The 20,007-nt window shown below is 57.5% G+C and carries 17 protein-coding genes; 15 read left to right on the plus strand and 2 right to left on the minus strand.

The window, feature by feature from the left end:
• The first annotated feature begins 75 nt into the window (after nt 1-75).
• The 7 genes from IEY52_RS15175 to IEY52_RS15205 all read left to right on the plus strand — a co-directional run bounded on the left by IEY52_RS15175 (nt 76) and on the right by IEY52_RS15205 (nt 10,366).
• A complete protein-coding gene (locus IEY52_RS15175) occupies nt 76-948 on the plus strand; it encodes a carbohydrate ABC transporter permease (protein ID WP_189003796.1) in 873 nt (290 codons plus the stop codon).
• Between the two features lie 218 nt (nt 949-1,166).
• Complete coding sequence (locus tag IEY52_RS15180) at nt 1,167-1,847, plus strand: hypothetical protein (protein ID WP_189003798.1); 681 nt, start codon at nt 1,167-1,169, stop codon at nt 1,845-1,847.
• A gap of 48 nt (nt 1,848-1,895) precedes the next feature.
• Nucleotides 1,896-2,534, plus strand: a complete 639-nt coding sequence (locus tag IEY52_RS15185; RefSeq protein ID WP_189003800.1) for a hypothetical protein — start codon at nt 1,896-1,898, stop codon at nt 2,532-2,534.
• A gap of 2 nt (nt 2,535-2,536) precedes the next feature.
• Complete coding sequence (locus IEY52_RS15190; protein ID WP_189003802.1) at nt 2,537-3,796, plus strand: cellulase family glycosylhydrolase; 1,260 nt, start codon at nt 2,537-2,539, stop codon at nt 3,794-3,796.
• Between the two features lie 70 nt (nt 3,797-3,866).
• On the plus strand, nt 3,867-6,362 hold the full coding sequence (locus tag IEY52_RS15195; protein WP_189003804.1) for a glycoside hydrolase family 2 protein: 2,496 nt from the start codon (nt 3,867-3,869) through the stop codon (nt 6,360-6,362).
• A gap of 336 nt (nt 6,363-6,698) precedes the next feature.
• Complete coding sequence (locus IEY52_RS15200) at nt 6,699-8,072, plus strand: glycosyl hydrolase (RefSeq protein ID WP_189003806.1); 1,374 nt, start codon at nt 6,699-6,701, stop codon at nt 8,070-8,072.
• Nucleotides 8,073-8,182: 110 nt separating this feature from the next.
• Nucleotides 8,183-10,366, plus strand: a complete 2,184-nt coding sequence (locus IEY52_RS15205) for a glycosyl hydrolase (RefSeq protein ID WP_189003808.1) — start codon at nt 8,183-8,185, stop codon at nt 10,364-10,366.
• Nucleotides 10,367-10,429: 63 nt separating this feature from the next.
• On the opposite strand, the gene IEY52_RS15210 is transcribed toward IEY52_RS15205, so the two are convergent.
• Both IEY52_RS15210 and IEY52_RS15215 read right to left on the minus strand, forming a co-directional pair.
• Nucleotides 10,430-11,428, minus strand: coding sequence for a LacI family DNA-binding transcriptional regulator (locus IEY52_RS15210; RefSeq protein WP_189003810.1), 999 nt, complete (start codon nt 11,426-11,428; stop codon nt 10,430-10,432).
• A gap of 192 nt (nt 11,429-11,620) precedes the next feature.
• The gene (locus IEY52_RS15215; protein ID WP_189003812.1) at nt 11,621-12,205 is read right to left on the minus strand and encodes a YdeI/OmpD-associated family protein; all 585 of its coding nucleotides are present in this window, start codon (nt 12,203-12,205) and stop codon (nt 11,621-11,623) included.
• A 444-nt stretch (nt 12,206-12,649) separates the two neighbouring features.
• Here IEY52_RS15215 and urtA point away from each other — a divergent pair, with 444 nt between their 5' ends.
• From urtA to IEY52_RS15255, 8 genes are all read left to right on the plus strand, one after another.
• Nucleotides 12,650-13,792: an urea ABC transporter substrate-binding protein gene (gene urtA / locus IEY52_RS15220; RefSeq protein WP_229684824.1), complete on the plus strand. Its 1,143-nt coding sequence runs from the start codon at nt 12,650-12,652 to the stop codon at nt 13,790-13,792.
• A gap of 103 nt (nt 13,793-13,895) precedes the next feature.
• Nucleotides 13,896-14,804 carry an urea ABC transporter permease subunit UrtB gene (gene urtB, locus IEY52_RS15225; protein ID WP_189003816.1) on the plus strand — a complete coding sequence of 303 codons (909 nt, stop codon included), beginning with the start codon at nt 13,896-13,898 and terminating at the stop codon, nt 14,802-14,804.
• Nucleotide 14,805: 1 nt separating this feature from the next.
• Nucleotides 14,806-15,849: an urea ABC transporter permease subunit UrtC gene (gene urtC, locus IEY52_RS15230; protein ID WP_189003818.1), complete on the plus strand. Its 1,044-nt coding sequence runs from the start codon at nt 14,806-14,808 to the stop codon at nt 15,847-15,849.
• Nucleotides 15,842-16,621 carry an urea ABC transporter ATP-binding protein UrtD gene (urtD, locus tag IEY52_RS15235; RefSeq protein ID WP_229684825.1) on the plus strand — a complete coding sequence of 260 codons (780 nt, stop codon included), beginning with the start codon at nt 15,842-15,844 and terminating at the stop codon, nt 16,619-16,621. Before urtC ends, urtD begins: the two co-directional genes overlap by 8 nt.
• Nucleotides 16,614-17,303: an urea ABC transporter ATP-binding subunit UrtE gene (gene urtE, locus IEY52_RS15240; RefSeq protein ID WP_189003820.1), complete on the plus strand. Its 690-nt coding sequence runs from the start codon at nt 16,614-16,616 to the stop codon at nt 17,301-17,303. Before urtD ends, urtE begins: the two co-directional genes overlap by 8 nt.
• Nucleotides 17,304-17,463: 160 nt before the next feature.
• The gene (locus IEY52_RS15245; protein ID WP_189003822.1) at nt 17,464-17,766 is read left to right on the plus strand and encodes an urease subunit gamma; all 303 of its coding nucleotides are present in this window, start codon (nt 17,464-17,466) and stop codon (nt 17,764-17,766) included.
• A gap of 189 nt (nt 17,767-17,955) precedes the next feature.
• Nucleotides 17,956-18,306: an urease subunit beta gene (locus IEY52_RS15250; RefSeq protein ID WP_189003824.1), complete on the plus strand. Its 351-nt coding sequence runs from the start codon at nt 17,956-17,958 to the stop codon at nt 18,304-18,306.
• Entirely contained in the window at nt 18,303-20,003 is a 1,701-nt protein-coding gene (locus IEY52_RS15255) for an urease subunit alpha (RefSeq protein WP_189003826.1), read from the plus strand. Before IEY52_RS15250 ends, IEY52_RS15255 begins: the two co-directional genes overlap by 4 nt.
• Nucleotides 20,004-20,007: the final 4 nt, after the last annotated feature.

The raw sequence follows: 20,007 nt of genomic DNA on the forward strand, positions 1-20,007 counted from the left end.
TTTCCTGGGTGCTGTTCCTGGGCATCCTGGCCTTCACCGGCATCGTTTTCCGCGCCAGCAAGAAATGGGTGGTTTATGACCGAGCTTAAAGAAACGGCTGGCCAGTCCAGCATCTCCGTCAACAAGAGCCGTGTCACCGGAACCGTGATTGCGTTCATTGTGGCGAGCCTGATCACCCTGAGTTTTGCAGTGCCGCTGTACTGGATGATCGTGACCGCTCTGAAGGGAGACAGCGAGGTGTTCTTAAACCCGCCCACCCTTTACCCTCACACCCTGGTCTGGGAGAACTTCAACAAAGCCCTGAACAACATCCCGTTTTTTGATTACCTGAAAAACACCCTCTACTACGCTGTGTTTTCCAGCATCGGCTCGGCTTTCTCTTCCGCCCTGGTGGCTTACGGGTTCTCCAAAATCCGCTGGGTGGGCCGGGAATGGGTGTTCAATGTGGTGCTCGCCACCATGCTATTGCCCGGAGTGGTCACCCTGATTCCGACCTACCTGATCTTCCGGGACCTGGGCTGGACCGGAACCCTGCTGCCCCTGATCGTGCCTTCTTTCTTCGGCAACGCCTACTACATCTTTCTGATGCGGCAATTCATCCAGACCATGCCCGATGAACTTGCCGAGGCCGCCCGAATCGATGGGTGCAGTGAGTTCGGCATTTTCTCTCGCATCATCCTGCCCCTGATCAAACCTGCCATGGCCGTGGTGTTTTTGCAGCAATTCCTGCTGGCCTTCAAGGACTTCATGGGACCGCTGATCTACCTGAACGACCCCTCACAGTACACGCTGTCTCTGGGGTTGCAGCAGTTTCAGGGAGCCAACGGACAGGAATGGGGACCGCTGATGGCCTGCGCCACGATCTTCACTTTGCCCCTGTTCGTGTTGTTCTTCTTCACCCAGCGTTACTTCGTGGAAGGTGTGACCTTCACGGGCATCAAAGGCTGAGCAGAAGAAGGCAGAAGGCAGAGAGCAAAAAGATCTTCCCGCTGTGAACTGTCAACTGTCTTCCCCTCGAATGAGGAACCCATCCACAAAACCCCATAAGCCCCTTTTCCTCCAGCAGTCCGTTTCAGCACCTCTCCCTCTCCTTTCTCAGGGCTGATGCTGGCTGCTGGTTTTCATGGCCCGAAACCCTCCATCTTCTCGTTCAAAAGGAGTCCATCATGAACAAACTGCACCTGACCACCGCCCTGCTGCTCCTCACCGTTTCCTGCGCCCCCACCGTCAGCCAGAGCCCTGCCACTGCGCCCATCACCAAAGAGAGTGCGGCTCCGGTGAACACCCTGCAGGCTGCCAGTCCGGCCAGCTGGAAACCCGGACTTTCCGGTTTCGGGTACAACAGCACCAGTGGGGTTTCTGCGGTTTCTGCCAGTGCCCCTGAAGCCGCCAGTGCCCTCAGCAGCTACCCTGGTGCCAGCAAACCCGAGAGCCTGATCCGCATTGATTTTGACAACACCAAATCCGATCCCGACCAGGACCTCAAGAAAGCCTATGCCCTGGTGGACTTTGGCAAATCCCTGAATTTCACTGGGGTGAAAACCGTGACCTTCGAGGTGTTCAACCCCACCAGCATTGCCCTGGACGCAGCATTGACCGTCAGCACCACCGCCACCAAGGAATGGCAGGAATCCAAGCTGATCAGCTTCCAGCCCGGCTGGTCCCGCATCAACTTCAACCTGACCGAACAGACCTTCAAAGCAGAGCGTTCAGGCTGGGCCAACACCGTTGCAGTGCGGGATTTGCAGGATGTGCGGGGGCTGGCCCTGATGGTCTACCCGCACCAGGGCATCAAGAATTACGTGCTGGTGTCTGCCCCCTCCACCGACACCACCGTGACGGAATAACCCTTCCAGGCATCGTCTTGCCCTTCTCATCCCTTCAAGGAGCCTGTCATGAAAATCCAAATGCTGATTTCTGTTTCTGCCCTTCTCCTGCTCGCCAGCTGCTCCCAGACTCCAGGCGTGCCTTTCAATCCTCTGGGGGTGTCCCAGTGGCGTGCGGGTGAACCCCAGTGGTTCGGCAACAATGCCACCGTCAAGGTTGCTCCGCTGTCCCTGGGGGACAGCCTGGCCAAAAAAGCCCTGGGTGCCTACACGGGAGACAACAAACCCACTGCGCTGCTGAAAATCGACTACGACAACTCCAAAACCCCGGATGGTCAGTATTACAAGGCTTACGCCATGAACGCTTTCAAGAGCCCTCAGGACTACAGCAAAGCGGCAACCCTCACTTTCCAGCTGTACAACAACACCACCGATACCATCAAAGCCGCCTTTGCCCTGATGACTGGAGAGCCCAAAGAATGGCAGGAATCCAGCGCTCTGGAAGTGAAACCCGGCTGGAACACCCTTGTCTTTGACCTGAAAGCCAGCACCTTCAAAGCCGAGCGTTCCGGCTGGGCCAGCAACCTGACCCTGCGCAACATGAACCAGTTGCGTGAAGTGGGGCTGCTGATTTACCCCAACCAGAAGATCACCGGAACCGTTCTGTCCGATGTGCCGGTCCTCAAAAACACTGGAGATGCCAACTAAAAATGCCAGTGCAAGTGAACACCTTTTCCCGCCTGCTCCTCTGCACCCTCCTGATGGGGGGTGCAGCCCTGGCGGAAGGATTTGTGACCCGCTCTGCCACCCAGCCCTGGACGCTGGAACTGGACGGCAAACCTTTCGTTCCGTATGGCCTCAACCGTTTCGCCGTGATGAACCCCGACAACAACCGGGACTCCTGGTCCACCGAAGCCTACATCCGGCAGGCCGCCAACCGGGGGGTCAACACCCTGCGGGTGTTTGTGCCTGAACCCCAGTACGAAGAGCAACTTGGGGTGTATGACCGGGAGCAGGTGCGGCGTTTGGACCTCACCGTGCAACTGGCCGAGAAGTACCACGTCAAACTGATCGTGTGCCTGTTTGACCACTGGGTGTTCCGCAACGTGCTGGACACCAGCGTGTATGGGATCACCAACGGTGGGCCTTTGAAGACCGGCAAGGATTTCTACACCAGTGAAGCCGCCCGTCCCTACCAGGCCAGGCGCATCCAGGACATTGTTTCCCGTTACAAGGACAGCACGGCCATCCTGGCCTGGGAACCCATGAACGAGCTCAATGGGGTGGCTGCAGATTACCCCGGCCAGCACGAGGAAGCTCTCAGCTGGCTGCACTTTGCCGTTGCCGAGATCAAGAAGATCGACAGCAAGCACCTGATCACCGAGAGCTTGACCGGAGATGTGCGCTGGGAAGAGCTGTGGAGCGATCCGCTGGTGGATCTGGTGCAAATCCACACCTACCGGGATGTCAGAAACCCGGACCGTGCGGCCAGTGTGGCCCGCAATTACATCCGCTGGGCCCAGGAAACCTTCCAGAAGCCCTCCATGATTGGAGAGTACGCTCCCCTGAAAGCGCTGGATGGTCAGACCCGTGCGGATTTCATCACTGCAGCGATCCTGGCCTCTTTTGCCACCGGAAGCACCAGTTTGCTGTGGACCCACAAGAACGACGAGTTCGGCGATGTCACCGATGAAGAGTGGGTGGCCTACCAGAAACTGGGTTTCCTGCCCGAACTGTTTGCCCAGGCTGGACCGCAAGGGGATGTAGGCACCGAAGGTGGCTATGCTTACCGTTTCGGCCCCACCATTGCGGCTTATGCTGCAGGAGGGCACCTGAAAGTGCAGGTGCCGTTCCAGAAGTTCAGTGTGCGTTTTTACGACCCCGAAACCCGCAAATGGGTCAAGTCTGCCCAGCAAAACACCTTCACCGTTTCCGAGGGCACCTTTGTGCTGTTCGAGGAAACCCACTGACCCTCCCGTCCCTCTTTCCCCTGACAGGAACATCCTGCAGGGGCAATGCCATCCCCACGGAGGATGAACCATGACCTCGCTGACCCTGCACACCCACTGGGAATTCAAACAACGCGATCCTGCTGCTGCTTTGCAGGACGATTTCAGGAGCCACACAGGCTGGAATGGTGCCACAGTCCCTGGCACCGTGCAGCAGGATTTGCTGCAGCACCAGCTGATCGTTGACCCCTATTACGGCCTCAATGAACGGGAGGTGCAATGGATCGGGGAAGCAGACTGGCTGTACCGCAGCGCCTTCCAGGTGTCTGCAGACCTCCTGGAAGCTCCCCATCTGCACCTGACTTTTGAGGGACTGGACACCATCAGCACAGTGTTTCTGAACGGACAGGAAGTGCTCAGGAGCGACAACATGTTCACAGAACACACGCTGGATGTGAAAGGGCTGCTGCTGCCCGGAGAGAACACCCTGCAGGTGCTCTTTGAAAGTCCCCTCAAAGTGGGCCATGCCCTGGAAAAAGAGGGAGGGGTGCGGGCCGCCTGGAACGGAGACACCAGCCGCCTGTACCTCAGAAAAGCCCAGTACCATTACGGCTGGGACTGGGGTCCTGTGATCCTGACTTCTGGCATCTGGAAGGCTGTGAAACTGGAAGCCTACAGCGTGCAGCTCGCTGATGTGCATGTGCCTGCAGAGGTCACGCCAGATCTGCAAACCGCCTTCATTCCAGTACACGTGAAACTCGAAGGTGATGTGCAAGAGGCCCAGGTGCATGTGCGCCTGCTGAATCCGCAGGGCATCGAAGTGCAGTCACAGACCCTTGCTGCCCAGGCCCCGACCTCTTTTCTTTTTGAGGTGGATGGCCCACAACTCTGGTACCCCAGTGGTCGCGGAAACCAGCCCCTGTACACCGTTCAGGTGGAATTGCACCAGCACGGCAAACTGCTGGAAGAAAAATCCATCCGCACGGGCCTGAGGCGCATCCGGGTGGTGCAGGAAGCGGTTCGTGGAGAAAAGGGCAGCAGTTTCACTTTCGAGGTCAACAACGAGGCTTTCTTTGTGGGCGGAGCCAACTGGATTCCTGAACACCTCCTGCTGAACACCGTCACCGATGAACAGTACCGGGCCAGACTGGTGCAGGCCAGGGATGCCAACATGACCATGGTGCGCGTGTGGGGTGGGGGCATCTACGAAGCCGATGTCTTTTATGACCTCTGCGATGAACTGGGCCTCATGGTCTGGCAGGATTTCATGTTCGCCTGCGGCATGTACCCCGGAGATGAAAAGTTCAGGGCCAGCGTGCGTCTGGAAGCTGAACAGCAGGTCAAACGCCTGAGGAACCACGCTTCTCTGGCGTTGTGGTGTGGCAACAACGAGGACTACCAGATCGCCCAGGCCGTTGGGGCTTATGGTCCAGGCGGAGACGAAAGCAAATTCCATGCCCAGCACATCTATGAAGTGCTGCTGCGTGAGGTCTGCGAAACCCTGGACCCCCAGACCCTGTACTGGCCGGGCAGCCCTTATGGCGGCGCGGATGTCTTCGACAAGACCATCGGAGACCGACACACCTGGGAGATCTGGCACGGACCCATGGCCCCTTACCAGGAATACAAAAATTACGAGGGCCGCTTTGTCAGCGAGTTTGGTCTGATGTCTGCCCCTTCGGTGGAGGTTGTGCAGCAATCCATGCCCGAGCATGAACGCTTCCCGGAAAGCGAAACCTTTGTGCACCATACCCGTGCACTGGGTCCGAACTTCAAACCGGATGGGGCCAGAAGGCTGGCGGTGTATCAGGCAGAGAATGTGCGGGGACACCGGAACCTGGAAGAGTACGTGTACAACACGCAACTCATTCAGGCAGAAGCCATGCGTTACGCCTACCGGGATTTCAGGCGGCGCTTTGAGGGTCCGGGCAAATATGCGGTGTCTGGTGCGCTGGTCTGGCAACTCAACGACTGCTGGCCGGTTTCCAGCTGGGCCATCATTGACTCTGCTGGCATTGTGAAACCTGCTTACCACACCATCAAACGGGAATTGCAGGACCTCACGGTGGGAATTCACTTGCAAGATGGTGTGCTGGAAACCTGGCTGTGCAGCAGCCTGCGGGAAAGCCGCACCCTGCAGCTGAAACGCTACGCTTACACCCTGCAAGGTGAAAAAGTGGCAGAGGCTGTGCAGGCCGTGAATGCCCTTCCTGCCCGCCGCACAGATGTGTCTTCCTGGCAGGTGTCTGAGCAGCCGATGGTGTATTTTGCAGAGCTGCTGGACCAGGATGAAGTGGTGGCCCGGGCCAGCCATTTCCCCGAGCCCTACAAGCATTTTGACTTTGCTCCACGTTCCCTGAAGGTGGATGTTCAGGAGGATGGTGTGGTGCAGCTTTCTTCGGACCATCCCGTCAAGGGTGTGTGGCTCAGCGCTGGTGCAGGGGTGTCCTGGTCGGACAATTTCCTGGATTTGCGTCCGGGAGAGGTGCGCGTGGTGCATGCAGCGGGCCTGAAAACGGCAGCCGTGCGGGTGTCTGCACTGGGTGCTGCAGAACCGCTGGAATTCAGGATGCTGGTGAACCGCTGACGTTCAAAACAAACGCTGCAGCACAAATCCATTGGACAGCAATTCTGGGGTGGCTCTGGCCACCCCTTTTGTTTTGTTCATGAACAATATATTAATTGTATTGAAAACAAATCTTGACAATTCCTGAAACAATTTGTACACTGTTTTTGTTCCAACAACCCAAGTGCATCCCACACACCATTTGATGGGGGATGATCTGGCATGTTGTTCTCCTTGATGCAGACAGCATGCCAACCATATGCCAACCATGCGCTTGTGGGCTTCCAAAAACCCATAACTACGCATGAACAAGTCTTTTTGTTCATTGGCCTGCTCTCATTTCGCCCAAGGAGAAACATGAAACACCCCTGGATTGCCTTACTGCTCCCGCTTGCCCTGGCCGCCTGCAGCACCACCACAGCCCCCGAGGTTGCCGCTCCACAGGCCCTCTCTCCTGGACAGTCCAGCGTGCTGGATTACATCAAGAGCATTTCGGGCAAGTACACCATTGCAGGACAGCACAACCGGGAACCCAACAGCGACCCCACCAAATGGACCCGCTACATTCAGAGCACCACCGGAAAAACCCCTGGCCTGTGGGGCGGAGATTTCCTGTTTCTGCAGGACGACATCAACAACCGCCAGACCATGGTCAACCAGGCCAAAGCGCAGTTCAAGAGTGGGGCTGTGGTGGCCCTGACCTGGCACGTGTGCCCCCCCACCGTCAGTGAGCCCTGCAACTGGGACTCGGGCGGCATCCTCAGCCACCTCAGTGATGCCCAGTGGAGCCAGCTGATCACCCCAGGAAGTGCCCTGAACAACGCCTGGAAGGTCCGCCTGGACAAAATTGTGCCCTACCTGCAGGACCTCAAGAACAACGGGGTGCAGGCCCTGTTCAGACCCATCCACGAAATGAACGATGGCTGGAGCTGGTGGGGTGGGCGTCCCGGCGTGAATGGCAGCAAAAAACTCTACCAGATCACCTACGATTACCTGGTCAAAACCAAAGGCATCACCAACCTGATCTGGGTGTGGAACGTCAAAGATGTGGGCATGGACCGCCTTGCAGACTACTACCCCGGAGCAGATTACGTGGATGTGGCCTCCGTGGACATGTGGTACAAGGATTTCCCCACCAGCAGCGATTACAATTCCATGCTCTCCATTGCAGGCAGCAAACCCATTGCTCTGGCAGAAGTGGGCAAAGTTCCCAGCCCCTCACAATTGACCTCACAGCCCCGCTGGGCCTACTTCATGACCTGGGCCGAGTATGCCCAGACCGTCAACACCCCCGCCACCCTGACCGCCACCCATCAGGCCGCCAACGTGCTGACCCGAGATGAGCTGAACATCGCCTATGGCCGTCCTGCAGCTGCCTCTTCTGTGGAAAGCAGCAGTTACCCAGCCAGCAATGTGACAGATGGGAACCTGACCACCCGCTGGAGCAGTGCTTTCAGCGACAACCAGTCCATCACCATCGATCTGGGCAGCCAGAGGACCTTCAACAACGTTCAACTGGCCTGGGAAGCCTCTTATGCCAAAAGCTACCAGATCCAGGTCTCCAACGACCAGACCACCTGGAGCACCGTGTACAGCACCACCGCAGGAGATGGCGGCAACGACAGCCTGAGTTTCACGGCCACCAGCGCCCGCTACATCAAAATCCAGTGCATCACCCGGTCCAACGCTTACGGTTTCTCTCTGTGGGACGTGTCCGTTTTCAACAAGTGATTTCTGGAATGGGAGGCGGCTTTTGATGCCTCCCATTCCAATGATCCATGCATTAAACCTGCAAACAGATCCGATTTTTTCGGGTCTGGTTTTCTGGCGAAAGGAAAACGATGAAAAAAACAGCCCTCCTTCTTCTTCCCGTCTTGCTGGGTGCCTGTGGCAGCCTGAACCCCCAGACCCACACGGAACGATCCAGTCAGGTGATCCCTCAGGATTTGATCTCGGACACCACCAGCCAGTTGCTGGAAACCCTGAAAACCACCCGTGGCGTGAAAGTCCTGTCCGGGCAGCACAACCGGGAGCCCAACAGCGATCCCACCAGGTGGACCCGTTATGTGCAAAGCACCACGGGCAAGACCCCTGCAGTGTGGGGCGGAGATTTCCTCTTCAGCAGCAGTGACATTGCGGCCCGCCCCACCCTGATTGCCGAAGCCAAAAGACAGTGGCAGGCAGGATCCCTGGTCACCCTGACCTGGAATGTCTGCCCCCCAACAGTGACAGAGCCCTGCAACTGGGATTCAAACGGCATTCTGGCCGACCTGACGGACGCCCAGTGGTCGCAACTCATCACCCCTGGAACGGGCCTGTACAACGCATGGCTGGCCCGCCTGGACAGGATTGTGCCTTCTTTGCAGGACCTCAAAAACAACAATGTGCCCGTGCTGTGGCGTTTTGGACGGGACCTCAACGATGGCTGGAGCTGGTGGGGGGGTCGTCCGGGGGCAAACGGCAGCCGCAAACTCTACCAGATCACCCGCGATTACCTGACCGGAACGAAGGGCCTCAGCAACCTGATCTGGGTGTGGAACGTCAAAGACGTGAACATGGGCACGGTGTCGGATTACTGGCCGGGAGAGGGCTATGTGGACGCTCTGGGCCTGAATGTCTGGAGCAAAGCCGCACCTTCCAGCACAGACTACAGCACCCTGGTGTCCCTGTCTGGGGGCCGTCCCATTGCCCTCACCGAAGTCACCCAGGTGCCCAGTCCTGCACTGCTGGCCGCCCAGCCCCGCTGGTCCTGGTTCATGGTGTGGGCTGAGAGCGCCCAGAACAGCAACACCACTGCTGCCCTGAACACCACCTACAGCGACGCAAAAGTCGTCTCGCAGGACCGCACCGACCTCAACATCAACCTCAATCTGGCCCTGAACCGCCCGGTCACGGCCTCTTCGCAGGAATCGACCCAGAACGCACCTGCCAACGTGACAGATGGTGACCTGAACACCCGCTGGAGCAGCAGTTACGCAGACAACCAGTCGCTCACCATCGATCTGGGCCAGACCCGCACCATCAACAGGGTTGAACTCAAGTGGGAAGCGGCCTACGCCTCGCAGTACCAGGTGCAGGTCTCGCTGGACAAAACCACCTTCACCACCGTGCACAGCAACTACGCAGCAGATGGGGGCACCGACCAGATTTACCTTGCGCCCACCCAGGCCCGCTATGTGCGCCTTTACAGCATCAAGCGGGCCACCAGTTACGGCTCCTCCCTGTGGGAAATGGGGGTTTACGGGCGCATTCAGCCTGTGGCGGGCAGCAATGCCATTTCCAGACTGGCCGCAGCGACCACGGTGGGAACCGGAGGAAGCTGGGCCAAAAACAGCATCACGGTGAACAATTTCAACCTGCCTTACCAGCTTTACACACCCACCACCCAGCCCAGCAGCAACCAACTCCCCCTGATCATCCATCTGCACGGCTCTGGAGAAGCAGGCACAGACAATGTGCTGCAAATGATGGCTGGCACCCACAACGGCCCTCAGTACTTCACAGACCCCAATTACCAGAAGGTGCAGGCCGCCTATGTGCTGGCCCCTCAAACGCCCGTGGCCATTCGCTGGGCCAGCACCGGAATTCCCGAGTATAACCTGGACACCACCCCGGAAACCGTCTCCATGACCGCCTTGCAGAAACTCATTGAAAACCTGGTGGCGACCCTGCCCAACGTGGACCCGGACCGGGTGTACTTCGCAGGCCTGTCCAGAGGAGGTCAGGGGGTCTGGTGGGCCGCAATGACCCGTGCGAACCAGTGGGGGGCCATCCTTCCCATTGCAGGTTCAGGCAGTCCCAACCACGCTTCCCGCCTGAAAGATCTGGCCGTGTGGGCTTTCCATGCCACCAATGACAACACCACCAGCGTGCAGTACACCCGCAACATGGTGAACGGCATTCTGGCCGCAGGAGGCAACAAGGTGAAATTCACAGAGGTGCCCACCGGAGACCATCAGGCTGGATGGGAAACCGCTTATGGCACCATGGACGCTTTCAACTGGCTGATCCGCTACCGGCGTTGAACCACAATCCCCCACAGGCGTTTCCTGTGGGGGGTGTTTTTTCAGAGCATCATTTGCAGAACATCAGCGCGTGCTGGAACGGATCACCAGACTGGTGGGCACAATCACCTGGGTGGGTTCACTGGGACGCTGCAACAGCAGTTCCACGCCACGCCGTCCCAGCGCTTCTTTGTTGATCCGGACGGTGGTCAGTGGCGGAAAGCAGGTGCGGGCGGTGGGCAAATCATCAAACCCCACCACTGCAATGTCCTCGGGCACTTTCAGACCGGCCTCCATGCAGGTCTGGATGGCCTGAATGGCCGTGGCATCGTTCCAGCAGAAAATGGCATCCGGGCGGTTTTTCAGCTTCAGCAGTTTCTTCACCGCATTGTCGGTGCCTTCCACCTCCCACATGATGGGATCGCGGAACACCTCCAGATCCGGGTCCTGTTCGAGGTGGTGGGTGATCAGGGCGTAGCGGTAGCCCTGACGCCTCTGGGTGATCGAGTAATGGGATTCTGGACCGCACACAAAAGCAATCCTTTTGTAGCCCCGCTGAATCAGAAACTCGGTCAGCAGGTAAGCCCCCCCGAAGTTGTCGCTGTTCACGTTGTTCATTTCGGGGTGCCACAAATCCACCAGCGCCACCGGAATGCCCAGTTCACGGATTTCCTGCAGTTGCTCAGGTTCAAAAGCCCCCACACACAGCAGCGCGTCGCTCTCGTCGCGTTTCAGGCGGTCGGTGATGCCCTCTTCCTGGCTGGTGGAGGTGAAGGTCAGGGAGATCTTTTCTGCATTGCAAGCATCTTCCACGCCGTGCAGCACGGTGGAGTAGAAAGGGTTGTTGGAGAGGGTGTTGTGCTGGCGGTCGTAGATGAAGGTGATCCTTTTGATGGACCGCGACTGCCGCAGGTTTGAAAAATCATAACCAAGTTCTTCCGCTGCTTTGAGGACGCGGGCTTTGAGGTCGTCGTTGATGCCCAGCTGGTTGTTGAGCGCCCGTGAAGTGGTGCCCAGCGACACCCCTGCCCTCTGGGCAATGTCCCGCACGGTGGGGCTGCTGGTTTTGGATTTACCGGTCATGTTCCAAGGATAGTCTTCTGTTGTTCAGAAAACAATCCTTGGCAGATCTGGGCTCTGGCCCCACGGTCAGTGAAGGATCAAACCCGCATCAACTTGAGGTCCTGAGCGGATTTTCCTGGAGCTTTTTGGCCCATGGGAGGCAGGTGTTTCAGCGGTTTTCTGGTGAACAGGTCATGCCTGTGACCTGCAAGATCAGGAAGACTTGTTGCCCTGAGAGAGCTGCTCGATCCACTTTGCCATGCGTTTCTGGCGGGTTTCGGGTTTTCTGGCGGTCTGGAGCTGGTGGTAGATGGCGAACAGGGTGCTGCGTTCCAGTTGTTCATAGGCTTGCTGGGCTGCAGGGTGCTTTTGCAACTCTGCCAGAAAATCCTCCGGGATCACCATGCTGGCGGGACCGGCATAAGCCTGCTCCCAGCGTCCATCTTGCCGGGCGGCCTCCACCTGTGCCAGACCCGCAGGTTGCATGCGGCCTTCTGCAATCAGGCGTTCTGCAATCTCGCAGTTTCTCTGGGACCAGCTGGACCTGGAGCGGCGTGGGGTCAGGCGCTGCACAAAGGAGGTTTCGTCCAGGGATTTGCGGATGCCATCAATCCAGCCCCAGGTCAATGCGGCGACCACGCAATCGTCCCAGGTGACGCTGGGGATCCCCGAGCTTTTTTTGTACATGCGCACCCACAATTCGGTGTGGGTCTGGTGGTGCTGTTGCAGCCAGGCTTCAAGTTGCTCCTGGGTTTCAAAAGCGAGGGGTGGGCTGGAGGTTTTTCCTGCGGTTTCCATTCAGAGGTTCCCCTTTGGGTGCATTGTACCTGCAAGTCAAACCGCACCTGTAAATCGCACAACCTGCAGACAGCAAAAAGCGCCCAGAGGCATGATCTGGGTGTATTTTCTTGCTTTTCGCAGCGGATACTCTTCCAAGGTATATTTAAGCACGAATCTTCTGGAATGGCAAATTTATTTTGACTGAACTTTTTTCTGCAAATGTATAGAATCTAGGAAATTCCCTATGAGACGACGAAAAGCCCTGAAAAACATTTGATTGCAAATAAAAATTTTTCAAGATCAGTCATTTTGTTGACAATTCTGTGTTTCCCTCCCTATACTGCAGGCGTGGATGAAAGTCTGCATAAAATCGCATCAGGGGGTTGGTACATGCATTTTTTCGCAAAACAAAGCCGAGGTTTACTGCATAAAGTTGCTGGGTCTGCCATCATCAGTCTCAGCGTGGGTTTGCTCGCAGGAGCCCAGGCAGAAGACGTGAAAGTGGGTGTGCTGCACTCCCTCACCGGAACCATGGCGATCAGCGAGATCACCGTGAAGAACGCCACCTTGCTGGCGATCGAAGAGATCAACAAAAAAGGCGGCGTGATGGGCAAGACCATTGCCTCAGTGATCGAAGACGGGGCCAGTGAACCTGCCACCTTCGCACAGAAAGCCCAGAAACTGATCGAGCAGGACAAGGTTTCCACTGTGTTCGGCGGCTGGACCAGCGCCTCCCGCAAAGCCATGCTGCCGGTGTTCGAGCGCCTCGACAACCTGCTGTGGTACCCCGTGCAGTTCGAGGGCAACGAGTGCAGCCCCAACATCATGTACTCGGGTGCGCAGCCCAACCAGCAGATCCTGCCAGCCTTCGACTGGGCCGTGGAAAAAGGCTTCAAGAAGTACTTCCTGGTCGGATCTGACTACGTGTTTCCCAGAACCGCCAACCTGATCGTGAAAAAGCACATCGAGAACGACAAGCTCACCCTGACCGGTGAAGAGTACGTGCCCCTGGGCGGAACCGACTTCTCCAGCGTGATCAACAAGATCAAAGCGGGTGGTCCGGCCATCATCTTCAACACCATCAACGGCGACTCCAACGTGGCTTTCTTCAAGCAACTGGCCGCTGCAGGACTCACGGCCAAGGACTACCCCGTGATGAGCTTCTCCATCGCAGAGCAGGAAGCCAAGGCCATCGGTCCGAAGCTGCTGGAAGGCAGTTATGCCGCCTGGAACTACTTCATGAGCCTGCCCAACACCAGCAACAAGGCTTTCATCAAGGCTTACGCCGCCAAGTACGGCAAAGAACAGCTGATCACCGACCCCATGATTCACGGTTATGTGGACGTGTACATCTGGAAAGCCGCCGTGGAAAAAGCCAAGAGCTTTGAGCCCGACAAGGTGCGCAAAGCCGCCGTGTCCATCAAGGAAATCACCACCCCCATGGGCAAGATCAAGTTCGATGCCAACCAGAGCCTGTACCAGACCGCCTACGTGGGCCAGCTCAAAGCAGACGGTCAGTTCAAGATCCTCTGGGACAGCAAGAAGAACCTGAAACCCGAGCCCTACGACGCCCTGGCCTTCCCTGGCAAGACCTGCAAACCCTGATTTCACAGGGGCTTTGCCCCACAGGTTTTCACCCGTCCAGATGCCTGAAAAGCACTGGGCGGGTAAAACGCTAAAGGCCCCTGACCTTCTGAAGGAGTCATTTATGGGAGAAACCGCACTTTTTCTGGGACAGCTTTTCAACGGGGTGAGCGTTGGCTCGATCCTGCTGATTGCGGCCCTCGGTCTGGCGCTCAGCTTTGGGCTGATGCGCGTGATCAACATGGCACACGGCGAATTCATCATGATCGGCGGATACCTCGCCTTCCTGGCCCACCAGATCATCCCCAGTGGAGCTTCCCTGTGGCTGGCCCTGCCTCTGGCTTTTGTGGGCACCTTCCTGCTGGGTGCAGTTCTGGAAAGCACCCTGATCCGCAGGCTTTACGGCAGACCGCTGGACACCCTGCTGGCCACCTGGGGCCTCAGCCTGATCCTGCAACAGGCTGCACGCCAGATTTTCGGCCCCACCGGGGTGGAAGTGACGGCCCCTGCATGGCTGAGTGGGGCCATCAACTTCTCTGGTGCACTGTCTGGTCTGACCATCCCCCACGTGAGGATTTTTGTGATCGTGCTGGCCCTGCTGATTCTGGGAGGCCTGCTGCTGCTCATCAACAAAACCAAGTTGGGCATGCTGGTGCGGGCCGTCAACCAGAACCGTGAAGTGGCCTCCACACTGGGGGTCAACACCCGCCTGATCGACATGACCGTGTTTGCCATTGGTGCAGGACTGGCCGGACTGGGGGGCGCTGCACTGGCCCTGATCTCTCCCGTGACCCCCACCGTGGGACAGAGCTACATCGTGGACGCCTTCCTGGTGGTGATTCTGGGTGGTCTGGGCAGCCTGGCCGGAACCACCATTGCTTCTTTCGTGGTGGGTTTGTTCTCTGCAGGTTTGCAGACCTTCACCAGTGTTTCTTTCGCCAAGGTGCTGCTGCTGGTTGTGGTGGTGGCCTTCCTGCAATGGAAACCCAGGGGCATTGTGGTGGTCAAATCCCGTGCCCTGGAGGAGGCGTAACATGAAAAAGCTCACGTTGCCTTTCATGGCCGCACTGTTTCTGGTGCTGGCTGCCGCTCCAGCGCTGCTGGACGGCTACAACCTGTCTCTGCTCGGACGTTTTCTGGCCCTGGCCCTGGTCACCCTCGGTCTGGTGTGGTGCTGGGGAAAAGGTGGGGTGCTCTCACTGGGTCAGGGGGTGTTCTTTGGGCTGGGTGGATACGCCATCGCCATGCACCTGAAACTCATGGGCCTCCCTGCAGGTGAAATTCCCGATTTCATGATGTGGAACGGCATGAGTGACCTCCCTGCATGGTGGGCTCCCTTCAAGAGTCCTGTCTTTGCTGTGGCCATGATCTTTGTGATCCCAGGGATTGCCAGTTTCATCATGGCGAATTTGCTGTTCAGAAGGCGCATCACGGGCGTTTACGTGTCCCTGATCACCCAGGCGGTGGCCCTGGCGTTTGCCACCCTCCTGACCAGCCAGCAAGGCGTGACCGGAGGGTTCAACGGCCTGACCAACTTCACCACCCTGTTCGGGGCCAGTTACGGCACCCCCGAAATGCAGAAAATCCTGTACTGGATCACGGTGGGCTTTGTGGCCCTGACCTTTGGGGTGGGCATCCTGCTGGAGCGCACCTATTTCGGCAAAACCCTGCTGGCCATCCGGGACGGAGAAAACCGCTCCCGTTACCTCGGGTATGACCCTGTGCCTTACAAGGTGTTTGCCTTCACCCTGGCCGGGATTCTGGCAGGGGTGGCAGGAGCCCTCTTCACCCTGCATGTGGGCGTGATCAGCCCAGCCATGGTGGGCGTGGTGCCCAGCATCGAAATGGTGGTCTGGGCCGCCATCGGAGGCCGCGAAAGCCTGATGGGGGCCATCCTGGGAACGGTCCTGATCAACTTCGCCAAGGACCGCATCTCCACCGCCCTCCCTGATGCCTGGCTTTACATCATGGGGGCACTGTTCATGCTGGTGGTGTTGTTCCCTCCCCAGAGCTGGAAGCTGCCTAAACTTTTTAAAGCCAGCAAGAAACCCACCTTCAAGGAGGTTCACGGTGACTGATCTCATGCAGAAACAGACGGGCGCACTGCTGGAAATCAGAGGGCTCACCGTCTCGTTTGACGGCTTTGTGGCCCTGAACGACGTGAATTTCTCGGTGAAGCCTGGAGAGGTGCGCATCCTGATGGGTCCCAACGGGGCAGGCAAAAGCACCCTGATGGACACCGTGATCGGCAAGGTGCGGGCAGACCAGGGGCAGATTTTCTTTCAGGGGAAAGACATCTCTAAAACGCCCGAGTACCGCATCACCGGACTGGGCATCTGTCGCAAATTCCAGACCCCAGGTGTGCTGGAAAACCTGTCTGTGAAAGAGAACCTGGAACTTGCTGCCCGAAAAAGCAAAGGGTTCTGGGGCAGCCTGAAAACCCGCCTGGCGAAAGAAGAAACAGACCGGGTATCAGATGTCGTGAAAAAGGTGCGTCTGGAAGAAAAAGCAGACATGCAGGCCCGCCACCTCGCCCACGGTGAAAAGCAGTGGCTGGAGATCGGCATGGTGCTTGCGGCCAACCCGCCCCTGATCATGCTGGATGAACCCACCGCAGGCATGACCGTGCAGGAAACCGCCCTGACCGCTCAGCTCATTCAGGAACTTGCAAAAGAGCACACCATCATTGTGATTGACCACGACATGACCTTCATTGAACTGCTGCAGGCCGATGTGAGCGTGCTGCACATGGGCAAAATGCTCTGCGAGGGCAATCTGGACACCGTCAGGAACAACGAGGAAGTGCAGTCCGTGTACCTGGGCCGCCACAAGGAGGAAGCCCATGCTTAAAGTGGAAGGCCTGAATGCCAGTTACGGCGAATCCCGCGTGCTGTGGAATGTCAATCTGGAAGTGAAGCCCGGTGAGGGTGTGGCGCTTCTGGGCCGCAATGGGGTGGGGAAGACCACCATGCTGCGGGTGCTGGCCGGTCTGCATGGCGTGCAGGATGGAAAATTGGTGTTTGATGGATCGGACATCACCCGCCATGCCCCCCACAAAAGGGCCAGAGGGGGACTGGCTTATGTCCCTCAGGGAAGGGGCATCCTGCCCCACCTGACCGTCGAGGAAAACCTCCTGATGGGCCTCAATGCCACCCCACAGAAAGGCATCCCGGACTTCATTTACGACCTTTTTCCGGTGCTGAAAGAGATGCTGCACCGCAAAGGGGGCAACCTCTCTGGAGGCCAGCAGCAACAACTGGCCATTGGCCGTGCCCTCACCATGCGCCCCAAGATGCTGCTGCTCGATGAACCCACCGAAGGGATTCAGCCCAATGTGGTCCAGCAGATTGGAGAGGCCCTCAAGGTGGTGCGGGGTGAACTGAAAGTTTCGGTGCTGCTGGTGGAGCAATACCTGGATTTTGCCTGGAATTTTGCCGAGCGCTATTACGTGCTGCAACGCGGGGTGATCACCCACACCGGAGAAACCCACACCGACGATGTGGACACGGTCAGCAGGTTCATCACCGTTTGATTTTGTTGTTGCTTGTGTTCTGAATTTGTGACGCTCTGGAGATTTAAGTAAAATTTCCAGAGCATTTTTCTTTTATTTATGCAAAGTGTTCACAAATTGATGCACAAAATGTAAGATTAACCCCATAGGCTTGAACGGACTTTCCAAAAAGGAGCAGAGTGTGCGACTGACCGAACGCGAAACCGAAAAACTCCTGATTCACCTGGCGGCAGAACTGGCCCGCAAAAGACAGGCCAGGGGCCTGAAACTCAATTACCCCGAAGCCAGTGCCATCATCACCGCAGAAATTCTGGAATGGATTCGCGATGGCCGCACCGTTGCAGACATCATGAGCCTGGGCACCACCGTCCTGACCCGCGAAGATGTCATGGAAGGCATCCCGGAAATGCTGCACGAAATCCAGGTGGAAGGCACCTTTCCCGATGGAACCAAACTGGTGACGGTGCATGATCCGATTCGCTGACCCCATCCGCTTCGCTCCTCCCCTGCAAGGGGAGGCTGGGCCGAGGGCCGAGGGCCGAGGGCTGAGAGCATTAAAAACGCTTAAGCATTTGCCTGATTGTCCTTTGAGGCAGCTGGAGGATAGTCACATGCAGGATGTTTTGCCCTCGGCCCTCGGCCCTCGGCTCTCGGCAATCCCGGAGGTGCTTAAATGATCCCAGGTGAATCTTTCCTGCAAGACGGCGAAATAGAACTCAACGCTGGCAAACCCGTCACCACCCTGAAGGTGTCCCACACCGGAGACCGTCCGGTTCAGGTGGGGAGCCACACGCATTTCTTCGAGGTGAACCGCGCCCTGAAGTTTGACCGTGCAGAGGCTTACGGCAAGCGCCTGAATTTGCCTGCTGGAACGGCAGTGCGTTTTGAGCCTGGCATCAGCACCGAAGTGGAACTCATTCCCTACGGTGGAAAACGCATCGTGCACAGCATGAATGCGCTGGTGGCTGGACCTCTGGATGGGAAGAAAGCAGAAGCGTTGCAGAAACTCGAGGAGTGGAAATGAAACTGAAACGCTCAGATTATGCCCGTCTGTATGGTCCCACCAAAGGAGACCGGATCCGTCTGGCAGACACCGAACTGCTGCTCAAGATCGAGGAGGATTACACCACCTACGGCGAGGAAGTGGTGTTTGGAGGCGGGAAGGTCATCCGGGATGGCCTGGGACAGGGCCAGAACACCCGTGCTTCGGGCAGTCCTGATCTGGTGATCACCAATGCCATTTTGCTGGACTGGTGGGGCATCGTGAAGGCCGATGTGGGGGTCCGGGATGGACGGATTGTGGCCATCGGCAAGGCGGGAAACCCGGACATTCAGGATGGGGTGACGCCAGGACTGGAGATTGGGCCAGGCACCGAAATTATTGCCGGGGAACGCAAAATTCTGACCGCTGGTGGCATTGACACCCACATTCACTTCATTGCTCCTCAGCAGGCCTGGGAAGCCCTGTACTCTGGTGTGACCACCATGATCGGTGGGGGAACCGGACCTGCAGAAGGCACCAAGGCCACCACCTGCACACCGGGTCTGTGGAACCTGCACCGCATGCTGGAAAGTTTAGAGGCCTTCCCGCTGAATTTCGGACTGCTGGGCAAAGGGAATGCCAGCTTGCCTGAAGCTCTGGAAGAACAGGTTCTGGCTGGAGCCATCGGCCTGAAACTCCACGAGGACTGGGGCACCACCCCCTCTGCCATCGACACCTGCCTGAGTGTGGCAGAGAAATATGACGTGCAGGTCGCCATCCACACCGACACCCTCAACGAGAGCGGGTATGTGGAAGACACCCTGAAGGCTTTCAAGGACCGGGTCATCCACACCTACCACTCTGAAGGTGCAGGGGGAGGCCACGCTCCAGACATTCTGCGTGTGCTTGCCTTCGACAACGTGCTTCCCAGCAGCACCAATCCCACCATGCCTTACACCATCAACACGCTGGAAGAACACCTCGACATGCTGATGGTCTGTCACCACCTCTCGCCCCAGGTGCCGGAAGATGTGGCTTTTGCAGAATCCCGCATCCGGCCTGAAACGATGGGTGCAGAAGATGTGCTGCACGACCTGGGGGCCATCAGCATGATGTCCAGTGACTCCCAGGCCATGGGACGGGTCGGTGAGGTGATCCTGCGCACCTGGCAGACCGCCCACAAGATGAAACTGGAGCGGGGTGCCCTGGATGGGGACAGAGATGCAGACAACGCACGCATCAAACGGTATGTCTCCAAATACACCATCAACCCTGCACTGGCGCACGGCATTGCAGACCATGTGGGCAGCATCGAGGTGGGCAAACTGGCCGATCTGGTGCTGTGGAACCCTGCCTTTTTTGGCATCAAGCCCGAATTGATCATCAAAGGTGGTTTCATTGCGGCGTCTTTGATGGGAGACCCCAATGCCAGCATTCCCACCCCTGAACCGGTGCGTTACCGTCCGATGTTCGGGGCGTTCGGGAAGGCCACCTCAAAAACCAGTGTGCATTTTGTGTCTCAGGTGTCGCTGGAGCAGGGGAATTTGCCTGAACTGTCCCGCACCTGCCTGGCGGTCAAAGGATGCCGTTCAGTGAAGAAATCTGACCTGAAACACAATGGCCTCCTCCCCAACATCAAGGTGAACCCCGAAACCTACGAGGTGACCATCGACGGCGAACCCATCCATTCAGAGGCTGCAAAAGAGCTGCCCATGTCCCAGCGGTATTTTCTTTTCTGATGGA

Source organism: Deinococcus roseus (assembly GCF_014646895.1).
GTDB lineage: Bacteria > Deinococcota > Deinococci > Deinococcales > Deinococcaceae > Deinococcus_C > Deinococcus_C roseus.

Bases quoted from the DNA above. Each gene is read 5' to 3' on its own strand.
- urtB (WP_189003816.1), top strand. From the start codon at position 13,896: ATGGGAGAAACCGCACTTTTTCTGGGACAGCTTTTCAACGGGGTGAGC.
- IEY52_RS15205 (WP_189003808.1), top strand. From the start codon at position 8,183: ATGAAAAAAACAGCCCTCCTTCTTCTTCCCGTCTTGCTGGGTGCCTGT.
- IEY52_RS15175 (WP_189003796.1), top strand. From the start codon at position 76: ATGACCGAGCTTAAAGAAACGGCTGGCCAGTCCAGCATCTCCGTCAAC.
- IEY52_RS15210 (WP_189003810.1), bottom strand. From the start codon at position 11,428: ATGACCGGTAAATCCAAAACCAGCAGCCCCACCGTGCGGGACATTGCC.
- urtC (WP_189003818.1), top strand. From the start codon at position 14,806: ATGAAAAAGCTCACGTTGCCTTTCATGGCCGCACTGTTTCTGGTGCTG.
- IEY52_RS15190 (WP_189003802.1), top strand. From the start codon at position 2,537: ATGCCAGTGCAAGTGAACACCTTTTCCCGCCTGCTCCTCTGCACCCTC.
- IEY52_RS15195 (WP_189003804.1), top strand. From the start codon at position 3,867: ATGACCTCGCTGACCCTGCACACCCACTGGGAATTCAAACAACGCGAT.
- IEY52_RS15185 (WP_189003800.1), top strand. From the start codon at position 1,896: ATGAAAATCCAAATGCTGATTTCTGTTTCTGCCCTTCTCCTGCTCGCC.
- IEY52_RS15215 (WP_189003812.1), bottom strand. From the start codon at position 12,205: ATGGAAACCGCAGGAAAAACCTCCAGCCCACCCCTCGCTTTTGAAACC.
- urtE (WP_189003820.1), top strand. From the start codon at position 16,614: ATGCTTAAAGTGGAAGGCCTGAATGCCAGTTACGGCGAATCCCGCGTG.
- IEY52_RS15180 (WP_189003798.1), top strand. From the start codon at position 1,167: ATGAACAAACTGCACCTGACCACCGCCCTGCTGCTCCTCACCGTTTCC.
- IEY52_RS15200 (WP_189003806.1), top strand. From the start codon at position 6,699: ATGAAACACCCCTGGATTGCCTTACTGCTCCCGCTTGCCCTGGCCGCC.
- IEY52_RS15255 (WP_189003826.1), top strand. From the start codon at position 18,303: ATGAAACTGAAACGCTCAGATTATGCCCGTCTGTATGGTCCCACCAAA.
- IEY52_RS15250 (WP_189003824.1), top strand. From the start codon at position 17,956: ATGATCCCAGGTGAATCTTTCCTGCAAGACGGCGAAATAGAACTCAAC.